At 62.2% G+C, this 15,218-nt stretch carries 11 protein-coding genes and 1 pseudogene; 1 reads left to right on the top strand and 11 read right to left on the bottom strand.

Features of this window, described 5'->3' with window-relative positions:
- Positions 1-274 precede the first annotated feature (274 nt).
- The 11 genes and pseudogenes from hutG to hutC form a co-directional block, all read right to left on the bottom strand.
- Positions 275-1,074, bottom strand: a pseudogene (gene hutG, locus I5961_RS01840) (N-formylglutamate deformylase).
- 10 nt (positions 1,075-1,084) lie between these two features.
- Complete coding sequence (gene hutI, locus I5961_RS01835) at positions 1,085-2,290, bottom strand: imidazolonepropionase (RefSeq protein WP_227234172.1); 1,206 nt, start codon at positions 2,288-2,290, stop codon at positions 1,085-1,087.
- A 145-nt stretch (positions 2,291-2,435) separates the two neighbouring features.
- Positions 2,436-3,968 carry a histidine ammonia-lyase gene (gene hutH, locus I5961_RS01830; protein WP_227234170.1) on the bottom strand — a complete coding sequence of 511 codons (1,533 nt, stop codon included), beginning with the start codon at positions 3,966-3,968 and terminating at the stop codon, positions 2,436-2,438.
- A gap of 117 nt (positions 3,969-4,085) precedes the next feature.
- Complete coding sequence (gene hutH / locus I5961_RS01825; protein ID WP_227234169.1) at positions 4,086-5,609, bottom strand: histidine ammonia-lyase; 1,524 nt, start codon at positions 5,607-5,609, stop codon at positions 4,086-4,088.
- Positions 5,610-5,791: 182 nt separating this feature from the next.
- A complete protein-coding gene (locus tag I5961_RS01820) occupies positions 5,792-6,622 on the bottom strand; it encodes a quaternary amine ABC transporter ATP-binding protein (protein WP_085684013.1) in 831 nt (276 codons plus the stop codon).
- Complete coding sequence (locus I5961_RS01815) at positions 6,619-7,470, bottom strand: ABC transporter permease (protein WP_085698084.1); 852 nt, start codon at positions 7,468-7,470, stop codon at positions 6,619-6,621. The genes I5961_RS01820 and I5961_RS01815 overlap by 4 nt, the downstream gene beginning before the upstream one ends.
- Before the next feature lie 84 nt (positions 7,471-7,554).
- Entirely contained in the window at positions 7,555-8,523 is a 969-nt protein-coding gene (locus tag I5961_RS01810; RefSeq protein WP_085702691.1) for an ABC transporter substrate-binding protein, read from the bottom strand.
- Between the two features lie 70 nt (positions 8,524-8,593).
- On the bottom strand, positions 8,594-10,066 hold the full coding sequence (locus I5961_RS01805) for a purine-cytosine permease family protein (RefSeq protein WP_085698082.1): 1,473 nt from the start codon (positions 10,064-10,066) through the stop codon (positions 8,594-8,596).
- A gap of 177 nt (positions 10,067-10,243) precedes the next feature.
- Positions 10,244-11,941, bottom strand: coding sequence for a urocanate hydratase (gene hutU / locus I5961_RS01800; RefSeq protein WP_227234167.1), 1,698 nt, complete (start codon positions 11,939-11,941; stop codon positions 10,244-10,246).
- A gap of 446 nt (positions 11,942-12,387) precedes the next feature.
- Positions 12,388-12,957 (bottom strand): HutD family protein, encoded by a 570-nt coding sequence (locus I5961_RS01795; protein WP_227234165.1) that lies wholly within the window; start codon positions 12,955-12,957, stop codon positions 12,388-12,390.
- Entirely contained in the window at positions 12,954-13,664 is a 711-nt protein-coding gene (hutC, locus tag I5961_RS01790; protein ID WP_170844914.1) for a histidine utilization repressor, read from the bottom strand. Before hutC ends, I5961_RS01795 begins: the two co-directional genes overlap by 4 nt.
- A 146-nt stretch (positions 13,665-13,810) precedes the next feature.
- Here hutC and I5961_RS01785 point away from each other — a divergent pair, with 146 nt between their 5' ends.
- Positions 13,811-15,175, top strand: coding sequence for a formimidoylglutamate deiminase (locus I5961_RS01785; RefSeq protein WP_227234164.1), 1,365 nt, complete (start codon positions 13,811-13,813; stop codon positions 15,173-15,175).
- The last annotated feature ends 43 nt before the right edge of the window (positions 15,176-15,218 follow it).

Raw genomic sequence — 15,218 nt, 5'->3', positions numbered from 1 at the left:
TGGGATCGTCTCGTGCGGCAGCGGGTTATTGTTCGGATCAGTGTCTTCTTGCACCGTGGCCGAAACATTACGCAGCAGACGAGACGGAAAAACGAACTGTGGCGACCGGGATTTGCACAGTGGCGACTGTTTGGCTGCGCCCCCAGACCGCTCACTCACTGCAGATCGTTCCCACGCTCCGCGTGGGAATGCCTCAAGGGACGCTCCGCGTCCAGTGACGCGGAGCGTCACGGGCTGCATTCCCACGCAGAGCGTGGGAACGATCAGAGCAGACTCAGTTGTAGTGTTTTTTGCCCCAGGCGAGCAGCCCCTGCAGCAACTCCTTCAACACCACCCGCGTCGGCTCCGCCAGATCGGCGCGGTAGCGGAACGGTTCGAACTCTTCCATATAGGTGCACTGGCCCAGTTCCAGTTGCACGGCGTGGATGTCATCGGCCGGGTTGCCGTAGTGACGGGTGATGTGGCCGCCCTTGAAGCGCCCGTTCAGCACATGGGTGTAAGCGTCGTGGCGGGCGCAGATCGCTTCCAGTTGCGCGGCCAGTTGTGGATCGCAGCTGGCGCCATTGAAGGTGCCGAGGTTGAAGTCCGGCAGCTTGCCGTCGAACAGGTGCGGGATGATCGAGCGGATCGAGTGTGCATCGAACAGCAGCGCGTAACCGAACTCGGCCTTCAGCCGCGCCAGCTCTTGCTGCAAGGTGCGGTGATACGGCGTCCAGATCTGCTCCAGATACGTCGCACGTTCTTCTTTCGACGGCTCCTTGCCTTCCTTGAACAACGCAACGCCATCGAACAGCGTCGCCGGATACAGACCGGTGGTGGCGCCGGCGTACAGCGGTTTGTCGTCGGATGGCCGGTTCAGGTCGATGACGAACCGCGAATACTCGGCAGCCAGCGTGCTGGCGCCCAGTTCGGCAGCGAAATCGTAAAGCTGCGGAATGTGCCAGTCGGTGTCCGGCAGGCTTTTCGCGTCCGGGATCAACCCGGCGTCGACCGCCGGGGTCAGGCGCACACCGGCGTGGGGCATGCTGATCAGCAGCGGTACGCGACCTTTTTGAAGTTCAGAACCTTATCCACAACCGCTCTCCTACAGACTTGATTCAACGCCGTGACGCACGACGCGTTTGTCCAGTTCACCACCCAGCCAGTACGCCAGATCCGCCGGGCGGTCGATCTGCCAGGCGACAAAATCCGCGACCTTGCCGACCTCCAGCGAACCGTGGGTTTCGGCCATTCCCAAAGCTTGCGCCGCGTGAATCGTGGCGCCAGCCAGGGCTTCTTCCGGGGTCATGCGGAAGCAGGTGCAGGCCATGTTCAGCATCAGGCGCAACGACAGCGCCGGCGAAGTACCGGGGTTGAGGTCGCTGGCGATAGCGATTTTCACCTTGTGCTTGCGCAAGGCTTCCATCGGCGGCAACTGGGTTTCACGCAGGAAGTAGAACGCGCCCGGCAACAACACCGCGACAGTATCGGACTTGGCCATGGCAATGGCGTCGTCCTCGTCCATGAACTCCAGGTGATCGGCGGACAACGCGTGATAGCGCGCGGCCAGACTTGAGCCGTGCAGCGACGACAATTGCTCGGCGTGCAGCTTCACCGGCAGCCCGAGTTTTTGCGCGGTGATGAACACCCGCTCGACCTGTTCCGGGGAGAACGCCAGGTATTCGCAGAACGCATCCACCGCATCCACCAGGCCTTCGGCGGCCAGCGCCGGGAGCATCTCGGCGCAGATGTGATCGATGTAATCGTCAGCACGATCCTTGTATTCCGGCGGCAAGGCGTGAGCGGCCAGGCAGGTGCTGCGCACGCTGATCGGCAGCTCGGCGGCGAGGCGACGGATGACCCGCAAAATCTTGCGCTCGCTGGCCAGATCGAGACCGTAGCCGGATTTCATTTCGACCGTGGTCACGCCGTCGCGCATCAGGCTTTTCAGGCGTTTGGCGGCGCTGGCGAACAGCTCGTCTTCCGAAGCTTCACGGGTGGCGCGCACGGTGCTGGCGATGCCGCCACCGGCCGCTGCGATCTCGGCGTAGCTGACGCCTTGCAGGCGTTTCTCGAATTCGCCGCTGCGGTTGCCGCCGAACACGGTGTGGGTGTGGCAGTCGATCAGGCCGGGGGTGACCCACGCGCCTTGCAGGTCATTGACCGCCGGGTATTCGCCGGACGGCAATTGGCTGCGCGGGCCGATCCACTCGATGAGCGCACCGGACGTCACGATGGCCGCATCCTCGATGATCGAGTAGACGCCTTGCGCCATGGTCGCGACGTGGCAGTGTTGCCAGAGGGTTTTCATCCCAAGTCCTCGTCTTGTGATCGTTCCCACGCTCTGCGTGGGAATGCCTCAAGGGACGCTCCGCGTCCAGTGACGCGGAGCGTCACGGGCTGCATTCCCACGCGGACGGTTCGACGCCTCGACGTGGGAACGATCAGTGGTGGGGTTAAAGGCTCGGCAGCAGTTTCGCCGGAACCAGTTCGGTCAGAACCCGCGATGCCAGCAGTTCAGTCGCCGCATTGATGTCCGGCGCGAAGAAGCGGTCCTTCTCGTAGAACGGCACTTCGCGACGCAGAATCCCTCGGGCCTGCTCCAGTTTGGCCGAGGTCTTCAGACCATTGCGCAGGTCCAGCCCCTGCACCGCCGCCAGCCATTCCACCGCGAGAATCCCGCGCGTGTTCTCGGCCATTTCCCACAGGCGCTTGCCGGCGGCCGGAGCCATCGAAACGTGGTCTTCCTGGTTGGCAGAAGTCGGCAGGCTGTCCACCGAATGCGGATGGGACAACGCCTTGTTTTCACTGGCCAGGGCCGCAGCGGTCACCTGGGCGATCATGAAGCCGGAGTTCACGCCACCGTTGGCCACCAGGAACGGCGGCAGTTGCGACATGTGTTTGTCCATCATCAGCGAGATACGGCGCTCGCTGAGGGAGCCGATTTCGGCGATGGCCAGGGCCATGTTGTCAGCGGCCATGGCCACTGGTTCGGCGTGGAAGTTGCCGCCGGAAATCACGTCGCCTTCGGCCGCGAACACCAGCGGGTTGTCGGAGACGGCGTTGGCTTCGACAGCCAGCACTTCGGCGGCCTGACGGAACTGGGTCAGGCACGCGCCCATGACTTGCGGCTGGCAACGCAGCGAGTACGGGTCCTGAACCTTTTCGCAGTTCTGGTGCGAGTCGGAGACTTCGCTGCGCTCGCCCAGCAGATCGCGGTAAGCGGCAGCGGCGTCGATCTGGCCTTTCTGGCCGCGGGCAGCGTGGATGCGTGCGTCGAACGGCGAACGCGAACCGAGCACCGCTTCCACCGTCAGCCCGCCCAGCGCCAGCGCGCCGGCGAACAGGTCTTCACCTTCGAACAGACCACGCAGCGCAAACGCGGTGGAAACCTGTGTGCCGTTGAGCAACGCCAGACCTTCTTTCGCCGCCAGGGTCAGCGGGGTCAGACCGGCGACTTTCAGCGCCTCGGTCGCGTCCATCCACTCGCCCTTGTAGCGAGCCTTGCCCTCGCCCAGCAACACCAGCGACATGTGCGCCAATGGCGCGAGGTCACCGGAGGCACCAACCGAACCTTTCAACGGAATATGCGGGTAAACCTCGGCGTTGATCAGCGCGATCAGCGCATCGATCACCACGCGACGGATGCCGGAGAAACCACGGCTCAGGCTGTTGACCTTGAGCACCATGATCAGACGTACCAGCTCATCGCTGATCGGCTGGCCGACGCCGGCGGCGTGTGACAACACCAGCGAACGCTGCAGGTTTTCCAGGTCTTCGCTGGCGATGCGGGTCGAAGCCAGCAGGCCGAAACCGGTGTTGATGCCGTAGGCGGTGCGGTTCTCGGCGAGGATCTGCTCGACGCAGGCGACGCTGGCTTCGATCTGGGCCGAGGCGCTGTTGTCGAGAGTCAGCTTGACCGGTTGCTGATAGACATCACGCAGTTGGGCCAGGCTCAGTTGGCCGGGGATCAGGTTCAGCGCAGTCATTTAAATGCTCCTTTTGAGAGATTGTTATTAACTACCAGTCGCTCCGGAGCATTCCGTTATCCGTCGCCTCTCGTCTTTTGGACGATCCGCGCCTTGGCACGCTGGTATGGGTAATTGTCAGTGCAAATTCGGCAGTACGTGGTGCAGCAATTTCGGGTCTTTCAACACGCTCGCGGCAGCGGCGATATCCGGCGCCAGCCAACGGTCCTGATCGTAGGCCGGAACCTTCTCGCGCAGCAGTCGCCATGCCACATCGGTGCCGGCGCCGAAGCGTTGTTCCTTGAGGAATTCAAAGGCCTGAGCCGCCAACAGGTATTCGATGGCGAGGATCTGCGTGCAGTTTTCCAGTGCGCGATGCAGCTTCAGCGCGGCGTTGGTGCCCATGCTCAGGTGGTCTTCCTGCAAACCCGAAGTGACATAGTTGTCGAGCACCGCCGGTTGCGCCAACTGGCGGTTTTCCGCGCACAGCGATGCGGCGACGTATTGCACGATCATCATCCCGGAGTTCACCCCCGGATTGGCCACCAGAAACGCCGGCAGACCGCTGACGTGCGGGTTGATCAGGCGATCCAGACGCCGCTCGGCAATCGAGCCGATTTCGGCCATCGCAATCGCCAGCAGATCCGTCGCCAGCGCCACCGATTGCCCGTGCGGGTTGGCCTGGGACATCACCCGGAAGTCGTCCGGCGTGCCCAGCAGCAACGGGTTGTCGGTGCAGCCGTTGAGTTCGGTTTCGATCTGTTTGATCGCGTGTTCCAGTTGATCGCGCGCGGCACCATGCACCTGCGGGATCGAGCGGATGCTCAGGGCATCCTGAGTGCGAATGCCTTTGCTCGCGGCGATCACTTCACTGCCATCGAGCAAGGCGCGCAGATTGACGCCGACCTGCTGCATGCCCGGATGCGGCTTGAGCGCGATGATCTCGGCATCGAATGCGGCGATCTGGCCGCGCTGGGCTTCGAAGCTCATGGCGCCGATCACATCCGCCCATTGCACCAGACGCGTGGCGTCGGCGATCGCCAGGCAACCAAGGCCGGTCATGCACGGCGTGCCGTTGACCAGGCACAGACCGTCCTTCGCCCCGAGCTGCACCGGTTGCAGGCCCTCTTCGGCCAGCGCCTGCTGCGCGGACACCACTTGCCCGCGATAGCTGACATTGCCCACGCCCAGCAGCGCGATGCCGATGTGCGCCATGTGGGTCAGGTAACCCACCGAACCCTGGGACGGCACTTGCGGGGTGATGCCGCGATTGAGCAGCGCCAGCAACGCCTCGACCACCCGGCGATGAATACCGGATTTGCCGTGGCTGTAGTTGCGGATCGCCGAGCACATGATCGCGCGCGTCTGCTCATCGGTCAGTACCGGGCCGACGCCGCAGGCATGGCTGAGCAAGGTGTTGCGCGACAGCTGGCTGAGCTGTTCGTCTTTCAGCGAAACGTTGCACAGCGCACCGAGACCGGTGTTCACGCCATAGGCGCGCTCGCCGCTGGCAACGATGCGCTGGACGATGCCCTGTGCGTTTTCAATGCGCGCCCAGGTCTGCGCCGACAGCTCGAGCTGCGCGCCGTGACGGGCGACTGCGACCACATCCTGCCAACGCATCGGAGCGTCGGCGATAACGATTTTTTCAGCCTGGGACATCTAAAACCTCTTGGACTTGATCGTTCCCATGCTCTGCGTGGGAATGCCGCTTGGGACGCTCCGCGTCCCGCTCTCAACGCAAGACTGGAGTCCTGCGCAATGGTGACGCGGAGCGTCACGGTATGCATTCCCACGCAGACGGTTCGACGCCTCGACGTGGGAACGAGCCTGCCGTAAAACCTTTAAACCACCGCCGCCCGGCGCTGCACGAACCGGTCGACATATTCGTCCGCCGGCGAATGCAGGATCTCTTTCGGCGTGCCGACCTGGATCAGGCGGCCGTCCTTGAGAATCGCGATGCGGTTACCGATGCGCACGGCCTCGTCGAGGTCGTGGGTGATGAAGACGATGGTCTTGTGCAGGGTCTTTTGCAGCTCCAGCAACTGGTCCTGCATCTCGGCGCGGATCAGCGGATCGAGTGCACTGAACGCTTCGTCCATCAGGATGATGTCGGTGTCCGCCGCCAGGGCGCGAGCCAGACCCACACGTTGGCGCATGCCGCCGGAGAGCTGGTGCGGGTATTTGTTTTCGTAGCCCTTGAGGCCCACGGTGTTGATCCAGTGCAGTGCGCGCTCGGCGCACAGCTGCTTGCTCTCGCCGCGCACTTTCAGGCCGTAGGCAACGTTGTCGAGGACGGTCTTGTGCGGCAGCAGGCCGAAGCTCTGGAACACCATGCTGATCTTGTGCCGGCGAAATTCGCGCAGCGCTTCCATGTCGTATTGCAGGATGTCCACGCCGTCCACCAGGATCGCGCCGCTGGTCGGGTCGATCAGGCGGTTGAAGTGGCGCACCAGCGTCGATTTGCCGGAGCCGGACAGGCCCATGATCACGAAGATCTCGCCGGTGCCGATGCTCAGGGACAAGTCGTTGACCCCGACCACGCAACCGGTTTCGTTCAGCACCTGATCCTTGGTCTTGCCCTGGCCGACCATCGCCAGAGCGTCCGAGGCACGGTTGCCGAAAATCTTGAAGACGTTTTTGACTTCGATCTTGCTCACGGTTGCGTTGCTCATTTGCTCACCTCATGCCGTGGCCGACCATAAGCCTGGGTAATGCGGTCGATGACCACTGCGAGAATCACGATCGCCAGACCGGCTTCCAGGCCGCGTCCGACGTTGAGGGTCTGAATGCCCACCAGCACATCTTCACCCAGGCCACGGGCGCCGATCATCGAGGCGATCACCACCATCGACAGGGCCATCATGGTGGTCTGGTTGATCCCGGCCATGATGCTCGGCAGGGCCAGCGGCAGTTGCACGCCGAACAGTTGCTGCCAGCGGTTGGCGCCGAAGGCGTTGATGGCTTCCATCACTTCGCCGTCGACCTGGCGGATGCCCAGATCGGTCAGGCGGATCAGCGGCGGCGCGGCGTAGATCACGGTGGCGAAAATCGCCGGTACCTTGCCCAGGCCAAACAGCATCAGCACCGGAATCAGGTACACGAAGCTGGGCATGGTCTGCATGATGTCGAGCAGCGGCATCAGCACCGAACGCAGGCGATTGCTGCGCGCCGAGAGAATCCCCAGCGGTACGCCGATCAGCACCGAAATGACCGTCGCCACCATCATCAGCGCGAGGGTCTGCATCAACTTGTCCCACAGACCGACAGCGCCGACCAGGAACAACAGACCGACGATCACGGCGGTGGTCACGGCTTTGCGCGTTGCGTGCCAGGCCACGACACCGACGATGGCCAGCATCAACCACCACGGCGCGGCGCGCAGCAGGCCTTCAAGATTGACGATGGCCCACAGCAGGGTGTCGGAGATATGGCGGAACACATCGCCGTAGTTGGTGACCAGCGCATCGACCCAACCGTTGACCCAGTCGGCGATGGAAAAGGTAAAGCTTTCGGGAAACATAAGCGGCTCTCAATCAGGAAACTCAATCAAGCGATTGCGGCGAATACCCCGGCCCGCCTCTCGGTTGGCCGGGAGGAATTCGACCTACAGCGCCGCTTCGATTTTCTTGGCAGCGTCTTCACTCACCCACGCATGCCAGACCTCAGGATGTTCCTTGAGGAAGATTTTCGCCAGTTTTGGCGACTCGATACGTTCCTTCGCCATGCGGCCCAGATTCTGGTTCAGCAGGTCGATCGGCAGGTTGACCTTTTCCAGCACGGCTACCAGTTCCGGGGCTTCGTCGTGGAAGGTCTTGGACAGGCCAACCTTGATGGTCACGGTCTTGTCGACGCCCGGTTTTTCTTCCAGTTTCACCGCGTCGATCTGCCCCATCAGCGGGGTTGGTGTCCAGTAGTAGAACAGGATCGGCTCGCCACGCTTGTAGCTCGACAGCACGGCCGCATCCAGCGCCGGGCCGGTGCCCGGGCGGAAGTTGGTGTAGCTGTTTTCCAGGCCGTAGCTTTTCAGCATTTCGCTGTTGTCCAGCTCGCAGGTCCAGCCGGCCGGGCAGTTGTAGAAGCGGCCTTTGGAAGGCTCTTCGGCGTCCTTGAAGACGGCGGCGTATTTGCCCAGGTCGGCGATGTTTTTCAGGTCCGGCGCCTTGGCTTCCAGCTTGCGCTTGGCATCGCCTTCGATCACGTAGCGCGGCACGTACCAGCCTTCCACTGCACCGACCACCGGGGCGCCGACACCGACGACCTTGCCGGCCTTCTCGGCCTTGTTCCAGACCTCGCTGCGGCCGACCCATTCTTCGGCAAAGATCTGGATGTCGTTGCTGCTCAGGGCGTTTTCCATGGTGATGGAGTTGCCCGGCAGGCTGTCGGTCTTGCAGTCGTAACCTTTCTCCAGCACCACCTGCAGAACGTCGGTCAGCAGCATGCCGCTTTCCCAGTTCAGGCCGGCGAATTTCACCGGTTTGCCGGACTCGCACCAGCCGGCGGCCTGTGTCGCGCCAGCGCTGGCCAGCAGGCCCATGGAAAGCAATGTGGTCAGCAGGGTCTTGTTCGATTTCATTGTTGTGACGCTCCTAATCATGAATTGGCTTACGGCAGTCAAGAGGCATCCAGCCCTGTCCACGTCCAAATCAGGCCTGCGCCGCAGCGCGACCGGCCCCGCTTGTTTTAGGTTGTACAACGCTGTTCTGCTCGACGGGCAGAATCAGTCGATCGGGTACGGTGCCGTGCCATTTTTTCGCGCAGACGTAGTACAGCGCTGCGGGCAGCACGAGACCGATGATCCAGGAAATATCCACATCCCCCAGGGCCGCTACCAATGGACCGGTATAGAACTTGGTGGAAATGAACGGCAGTTGCACCAGCACCCCGAACACATAAACGCTGATACCGAGGATGTTCCAGCGGCCATAGCGACCGTTCGGATCCGCCAGCGCCGGTACGTCGTAGCGCTCGCGGGTGATGCAGTAGTAGTCCACCAGGTTGATCGCACTCCACGGCGTGAAGAACGCCAGCAGGAACAGGATGAAGGACTTGAACGCACCGAGGAACGAATGCTGGCCGAGCAGCGCAATCAGGGTCGCTGCGCCGACGATCACCAGCACGAACACCAGGCGCTGCATCCGGGTGACCGTCAGGTGGCCACGGAAGCCGCTGATGATGGTCGCGATGCACATGAAGCTGCCGTAGGAGTTCAGGGTGGAGATGGTGACCTTGCCGAACGCGATGCTGAAATACAGCAGCGCGGCAGTGGCACCGGTCCCGCCCAGACCGACGATGTAAGCGACTTCATGCCCGGCGAATTGCCCGTTGGCCGAAGCGGCTGCGAACACACCGAGGATCATCGCCACCTGCGCGCCGATCACCGAACCGGCACCGGCGGCGAAAAAGGTTTTCACCGAAGACACCTTGCTCGGCAGGTAGCGCGAGTAGTCCGCCACGTACGGGCCGAAAGCGATCTGCCAGGAGGCCGCGAGCGAAACCGCCAGCAGGAAACTGCTCCAGCTGAAGTGACGGATTTCCAGAAGTGCGCCGACGTCCACCTGACTCATCAGGCGGCTGAACAGGTACACGAAAGCGATCACACCAATGGCACTGGCGATCCGGCCGATCCAGTGAATCACCCGATAGCCGAGCACCGTGACCACCACGATGACGCTGGCGAACAGCAGGATGCCGACGGTGTCGCTGACCCCGAACAACTGGCCCAGCGCCTGGCCGGACAGCACGGTCCCGGTGGCGGTGAAACCGAGGTACATCAGGCACACCAGCACGATCGGGATCGCCGCGCCGTAGACGCCGAACTGCACCCGGCTGGAAATCATCTGCGGCAGGCCAAGCTTCGGCCCCTGTGCCGCGTGCAGCGCCATCACCCCTCCGCCCAGCAGTTGACCGATCAGCAGACCGATCAACGACCAGAACACATCACCGCCCAGCACCACGGCCAGGGCCCCGGTGACAATCGCGGTGATTTGCAGGTTGGCACCCATCCACAGGGTGAACTGACTGAACAGACGACCGTGTCTTTCCGCTTCCGGGATGTAGTCGATCGAACGCCTTTCGATCAACGGTTTACTGCCTGCACGATCGGTGTTGCCTGCCATGATTCAACCTCTGTGGATTGTTTTGATTGTTCACTAAGCTTCTGTAGGGCAGCTTTTCTGTGGGAGCGAGCTTGCTCCGGGCGGCGATCCGACGAAAGCGATTTGTCAGTCAGCACAGATACTGAATGTGCCGGCCTCTTCGCGAGCAAGCTCGCTCCCACACAAAGCCAAAGCCCTTTATTTGCCGGTGATCATCGGCAGGTTCAGCCCTTGTTCCCTGGCGCAGTCGATGGCGATCTGGTAACCGGCATCGGCGTGACGCATGACACCGGTGCCCGGGTCGTTGTGCAGAACGCGAGCGATACGCTCGGCCGCTTCGTCGGTACCGTCGCAGACAATCACCATGCCCGAGTGTTGGGAGAAGCCCATGCCGACGCCGCCGCCGTGGTGCAGGGACACCCAGGTCGCACCGCTCGCGGTGTTCAGCAGCGCGTTGAGCAGCGGCCAGTCGGAGACGGCATCGGAGCCGTCCTGCATCGATTCGGTTTCACGGTTCGGGCTGGAGACCGAGCCGGAGTCGAGGTGGTCGCGACCGATCACGATCGGTGCCGACAGCTCGCCGCTGCGCACCATTTCGTTGAACGCCAGACCGAGCTTGGCGCGCAGGCCCAGGCCGACCCAGCAGATACGCGCCGGCAGACCCTGGAAGCTGATGCGCTCGCGCGCCATGTCCAGCCAGTTGTGCAGGTGGGCGTCGTCCGGGATCAGCTCTTTGACTTTGGCGTCGGTCTTGTAGATGTCCTGCGGATCACCCGACAGCGCAGCCCAGCGGAACGGGCCGATACCACGGCAGAACAGCGGACGGATGTAGGCCGGAACGAAGCCCGGGAAATCGAATGCGTTTTCGACGCCTTCTTCCTGAGCCATCTGACGGATGTTGTTGCCGTAGTCGAAGGTCGGCACGCCCATTTTCTGGAAGTCGAGCATGGCTTTGACGTGAACGGCCATCGATTGCTTGGCGGCCTTGACCACAGCGGCTGGCTCGGTCTTGGCGCGGGCGCGGTATTCATCCCAGGTCCAGCCGGCCGGCAGATAACCGTTGAGCGGATCGTGGGCGCTTGTCTGGTCGGTGACCATGTCCGGGCGTACGCCGCGCTTGACCAGCTCCGGGAGGATTTCAGCGGCGTTGCCGCACAGGGCGATGGAAACAGCCTTGCCTTCGGAGGTGTATTTGGCGATGCGGGCCAATGCGTCGTCGAGGTCTTTGGCCTGCTCGTCGACGTAGCGGGTCTTCAGGCGGAAATCGATGCTGATCTGCTGGCATTCGATGTTCAGCGAGCAGGCACCGGCGAGGGTTGCGGCCAGTGGCTGGGCGCCGCCCATGCCGCCGAGACCGGCAGTCAGGACCCACTTGCCGGTGAGGTTGTCGTTGTAGTGCTGGCGACCGGCTTCAACGAAGGTTTCGTAGGTGCCCTGGACGATGCCCTGGCTGCCGATGTAGATCCAGCTGCCGGCGGTCATCTGGCCGTACATGGCCAGGCCTTTGGCGTCGAGTTCGTTGAAGTGTTCCCAGGTCGCCCAGTGCGGCACCAGGTTGGAGTTGGCGATCAGCACGCGCGGGGCGTTGCTGTGGGTCTTGAACACGCCGACCGGCTTGCCCGATTGCACCAGCAGGGTTTCGTCTTCGTTGAGGTTGGTCAGGCTCTCGACGATCTTGTCGTAGCACTCCCAATTACGCGCCGCGCGGCCGATGCCACCGTATACCACCAGCTCTTTCGGGTTCTCGGCGACTTCCGGGTCGAGGTTGTTCATCAGCATGCGCAGCGGCGCTTCGGTCAGCCAGCTCTTGGCGGTCAGCTTGTTGCCGCGGGCGGCGCGGATTTCGACGTCACGATGCTTTGTGAATGAAGAAGTGGTGCGGTTGTTGTCAGTCACGAAAAAGACTCCTCAGCGATCAATTCAAACCAACCCTGGCAGTGGGCAAGCAGCCTGTGCGCATCAGTGCGCGGCAAGCGAATCAGTGGACGCTGCGGAGAGTCTCGTTCGACTCATACGCATACGTCTTTACTTGTACATACAAGCATATGCAATCAAGCGGCCAACTTGTTGGAGGACCGTTCAACAAAAATCCAGGACAGGTCTGCAGAGCGCCTGAATCAAGGGCTCCGGCGTTCATGAATTTTTTCGCGGGGTGGATTGAGGACAGCGACAGGTTGTTACGAAAGCGTGGCTTTGCGCCACGCTGGGGCGTTCGGTAACAAGTTGGTGCGCATTTCGGGAACGTCGGGACGAAAAAAAACCGCTGCTTTCAAAGCAGCGGTTTTTGATCGTTGATCGTTAGATCGTTCCCACGCTCTGGTGCGAACGAGCAATAGCAAGAATCAGCGCGCAGACAGTTCGATCACGCAGCAACCGGCATTGACGGCAATCTCGGTCAAACCGGTGTTACCGTCCAGTTGCAGGCAGTCATGGCGGCCGAGTTGCGAGGCGCCGCCACCGACCGTGACTTCCAGCCGTTCACTGACGCTGAAGACCAGCACCGTGCTCGCCGAACTGAAAAACCGCTGTTCGCCGTCCAGCCATTGCAGGCGTGCGCTGTAACGCTGCGGCGAGTAGATCAGGTTGAAGTCGCGGATCGCGCCGCCGAGCAAGGTGCAGGACACCTGGCTCTCGCCGCTGAAGGCAAACGGGTCGAGGGGTAACAACGGCCGGGTGTCGTCGCCGTCGACACACAGGGTCATGCCGTCGCCCTGCAACACCGTGATCACCCGCTGATAACCGGCGAAGGTCGAGAAACCGCCGGATTCGGCGATGTCGGCAATCGACAGACGCCAGCCGAAACCGTCGAGGCCGGCGCCGGCGTCACGGGTGATTTCCTCGGTGCTGCCGCCGCCGTTTTTCCACGGCATGCGCGGGTAGCCTTCGGCGCGTAGAACCTTCAACTCTTTCATTTATGGAACCGACCTTCCAGACGATGACGGGAACCGGGGTGGATCAGGCGCGCCGCCGTCACCGGCTGACGACCCGACCAGGTACGACGGCGGATCAGCAGGCATGGCTCGCCTTTTTCGATCTGCAGCAATTTGCATTCGGACGCTTCGGCGAGGATCGCTTCAACCACGTGCTCGCCTTCGGTCAGCGGCGCGACCTGGTTCAGATAAGCGTAAGGCGTTTGCAGGGTGAAGTCCTGCTTGAGGTATTCCGGAGCCACCAGCGCGTTGACGAAGCGGTCTTCGATCTGCACCGGAATGTCGTTTTCGTAGTGCACGATCAGCGAGTGAAAGACCTTCTGCCCTTCGCGCATGTCCAGCGCCAGCGCGCGCTCGGAACCGGCGGCCTCTTCTTCCAGGGTGATCACCTGGCAAGTATGGCGATGGCCACGGGAGGCGATTTCGTCGGCGATGTTGTGCACTTCGAACAGCGCGGACTGGCTCTTCGGTTCGGCGACAAAAGTACCGACGCCTTGCATGCGCACCAACAGGCCGTCGGCGGTCATTTCCCGCAGCGCGCGGTTGATGGTCATGCGGCTGAAGCCCAACTGGCTGACCAGCTCGCTTTCCGATGGTACGCGGTAATGCGGCGGCCAGTTACCGCTGTCGATCTGTTGGGTGATCATCTGTTTGACGCGGGCGTACAAGGGCGCCGGACTGTCGCCCATGTTCGCGGCCAACGGGGAGACTGGAGGCGGAGTCGGCACGGTGGATCCCTGTTCATTGGATGAAAGTTGCTAGCTTGCCGGAGTTTACCGGGCAGGCAAACGTCTGTATATGTATATACAAATAACACACGATGGGGTGCCGAACCATGTCCGCCTTCTTTGCCGAACGCGCGCTGCTGCCTAACGGATGGGCCAACAATGTACGTCTCGAGGTCAGCGCCGATGGCGTGTTGACCCGAATCCAGGCCGATTCCACCGCAGATGGCGCCCAACGGCTGAGCGGTCCGCTGCTGCCGGGGATGCCGAATCTGCACTCCCACGCGTTCCAGCGAGCGATGGCGGGACTGGCGGAAGTGGCCGGCAACCCCAACGACAGTTTCTGGACCTGGCGCGATCTGATGTACCGGCTCGTCGGAAAAATCAGCCCCGACCAGCTCGGGGTGATTGCCCGCCAGCTGTACATCGAAATGCTCAAGGCCGGTTACACCTCGGTCGCCGAATTCCATTACGTCCACCACGATAACAACGGCCAGCCGTACGCCGACCCGGCCGAGCTGGCATTGCGCATCAGCCAGGCGGCCAGTGCCGCCGGCATCGGCCTGACATTGCTGCCTGTGCTCTACAGCCACAGCGGTTTTGGCGGCCAGACGCCGAACGAAGGTCAGCGCCGTTTCATCAACAGCACCGAAAACTACCTGAAACTGCAATCGCGCCTGCAACCCCTGCTCGCGCAGCAAAAGGCGCAGTCGCTGGGCCTGTGCTTCCACTCTTTGCGCGCGGTCACCCCGCAGCAGATCAGCGAAGTGCTGGCAGCCAGCGACAAGCAATGCCCGGTGCACATCCACATTGCCGAACAACAGAAAGAAGTGGACGACTGCCTAAGCTGGAGCGGTCGCCGCCCGCTGCAATGGCTGTATGAAAACACCGAAGTCGATCAGCGCTGGTGCCTGGTGCACGCGACCCACGCCAATCCGGAAGAAGTCACGCTGATGGCCAGGAGCCGCGCCATCGCCGGTCTGTGCCTGACTACCGAGGCCAACCTCGGCGACGGTATTTTCCCGGCGGTGGATTTCCTCACGCAGGGCGGGCGCATGGGCATCGGCTCAGACAGTCATGTGTCATTGAGCGTGGTGGAAGAATTGCGCTGGCTGGAATACGGCCAGCGTCTGCGCGATCAGCGGCGCAATCGCTTGTATGGCGCGGATCAGCCGATGGTCGGGCGCACGCTGTATGACGCGGCGCTCGACGGTGGCGCTCAGGCGCTGGGCCAACCGATCGGTGCGCTGGAAGTCGGCAAGCGTGCCGACTGGATCGTACTCGATGGCAACGATCCGTATCTGGCCACGGCCAGTGGTGACGGGATTCTCAATCGCTGGCTGTTTGCCGGTGGCGATCGTCAGGTACGCGATGTGCTGGTCAACGGTCAGTGGGTCGTGCGCGAGGGGCGACATGCCGAGGAGGAGGACAGCAATCGCGCCTTTACCCAGGTCCTGCGAGAGCTTTTGGGCTGACACAAACTTCTGTTACTGATCGTTCCCACGCTCTGCGTGGGAA

The sequence above is a fragment of the Pseudomonas sp. IAC-BECa141 genome, from assembly GCF_020544405.1.
In the GTDB taxonomy this organism is placed as follows: domain Bacteria; phylum Pseudomonadota; class Gammaproteobacteria; order Pseudomonadales; family Pseudomonadaceae; genus Aquipseudomonas.
Note: the sequence above shows the minus strand (reverse complement) of the source record. Positions and strands in the feature narration are given on the sequence as shown.

Excerpts from the sequence above, each read along its gene's own strand:
- hutI (WP_227234172.1), bottom strand. The coding sequence starts at position 2,290 with ATGAAAACCCTCTGGCAACACTGCCACGTCGCGACCATGGCGCAAGGC.
- hutH (WP_227234170.1), bottom strand. The coding sequence starts at position 3,968 with ATGACTGCGCTGAACCTGATCCCCGGCCAACTGAGCCTGGCCCAACTG.
- hutH (WP_227234169.1), bottom strand. The coding sequence starts at position 5,609 with ATGTCCCAGGCTGAAAAAATCGTTATCGCCGACGCTCCGATGCGTTGG.
- I5961_RS01820 (WP_085684013.1), bottom strand. The coding sequence starts at position 6,622 with ATGAGCAACGCAACCGTGAGCAAGATCGAAGTCAAAAACGTCTTCAAG.
- I5961_RS01815 (WP_085698084.1), bottom strand. The coding sequence starts at position 7,470 with ATGTTTCCCGAAAGCTTTACCTTTTCCATCGCCGACTGGGTCAACGGT.
- I5961_RS01810 (WP_085702691.1), bottom strand. The coding sequence starts at position 8,523 with ATGAAATCGAACAAGACCCTGCTGACCACATTGCTTTCCATGGGCCTG.
- I5961_RS01805 (WP_085698082.1), bottom strand. The coding sequence starts at position 10,066 with ATGGCAGGCAACACCGATCGTGCAGGCAGTAAACCGTTGATCGAAAGG.
- I5961_RS01795 (WP_227234165.1), bottom strand. The coding sequence starts at position 12,957 with ATGAAAGAGTTGAAGGTTCTACGCGCCGAAGGCTACCCGCGCATGCCG.
- hutC (WP_170844914.1), bottom strand. The coding sequence starts at position 13,664 with ATGGGCGACAGTCCGGCGCCCTTGTACGCCCGCGTCAAACAGATGATC.
- I5961_RS01785 (WP_227234164.1), top strand. The coding sequence starts at position 13,811 with ATGTCCGCCTTCTTTGCCGAACGCGCGCTGCTGCCTAACGGATGGGCC.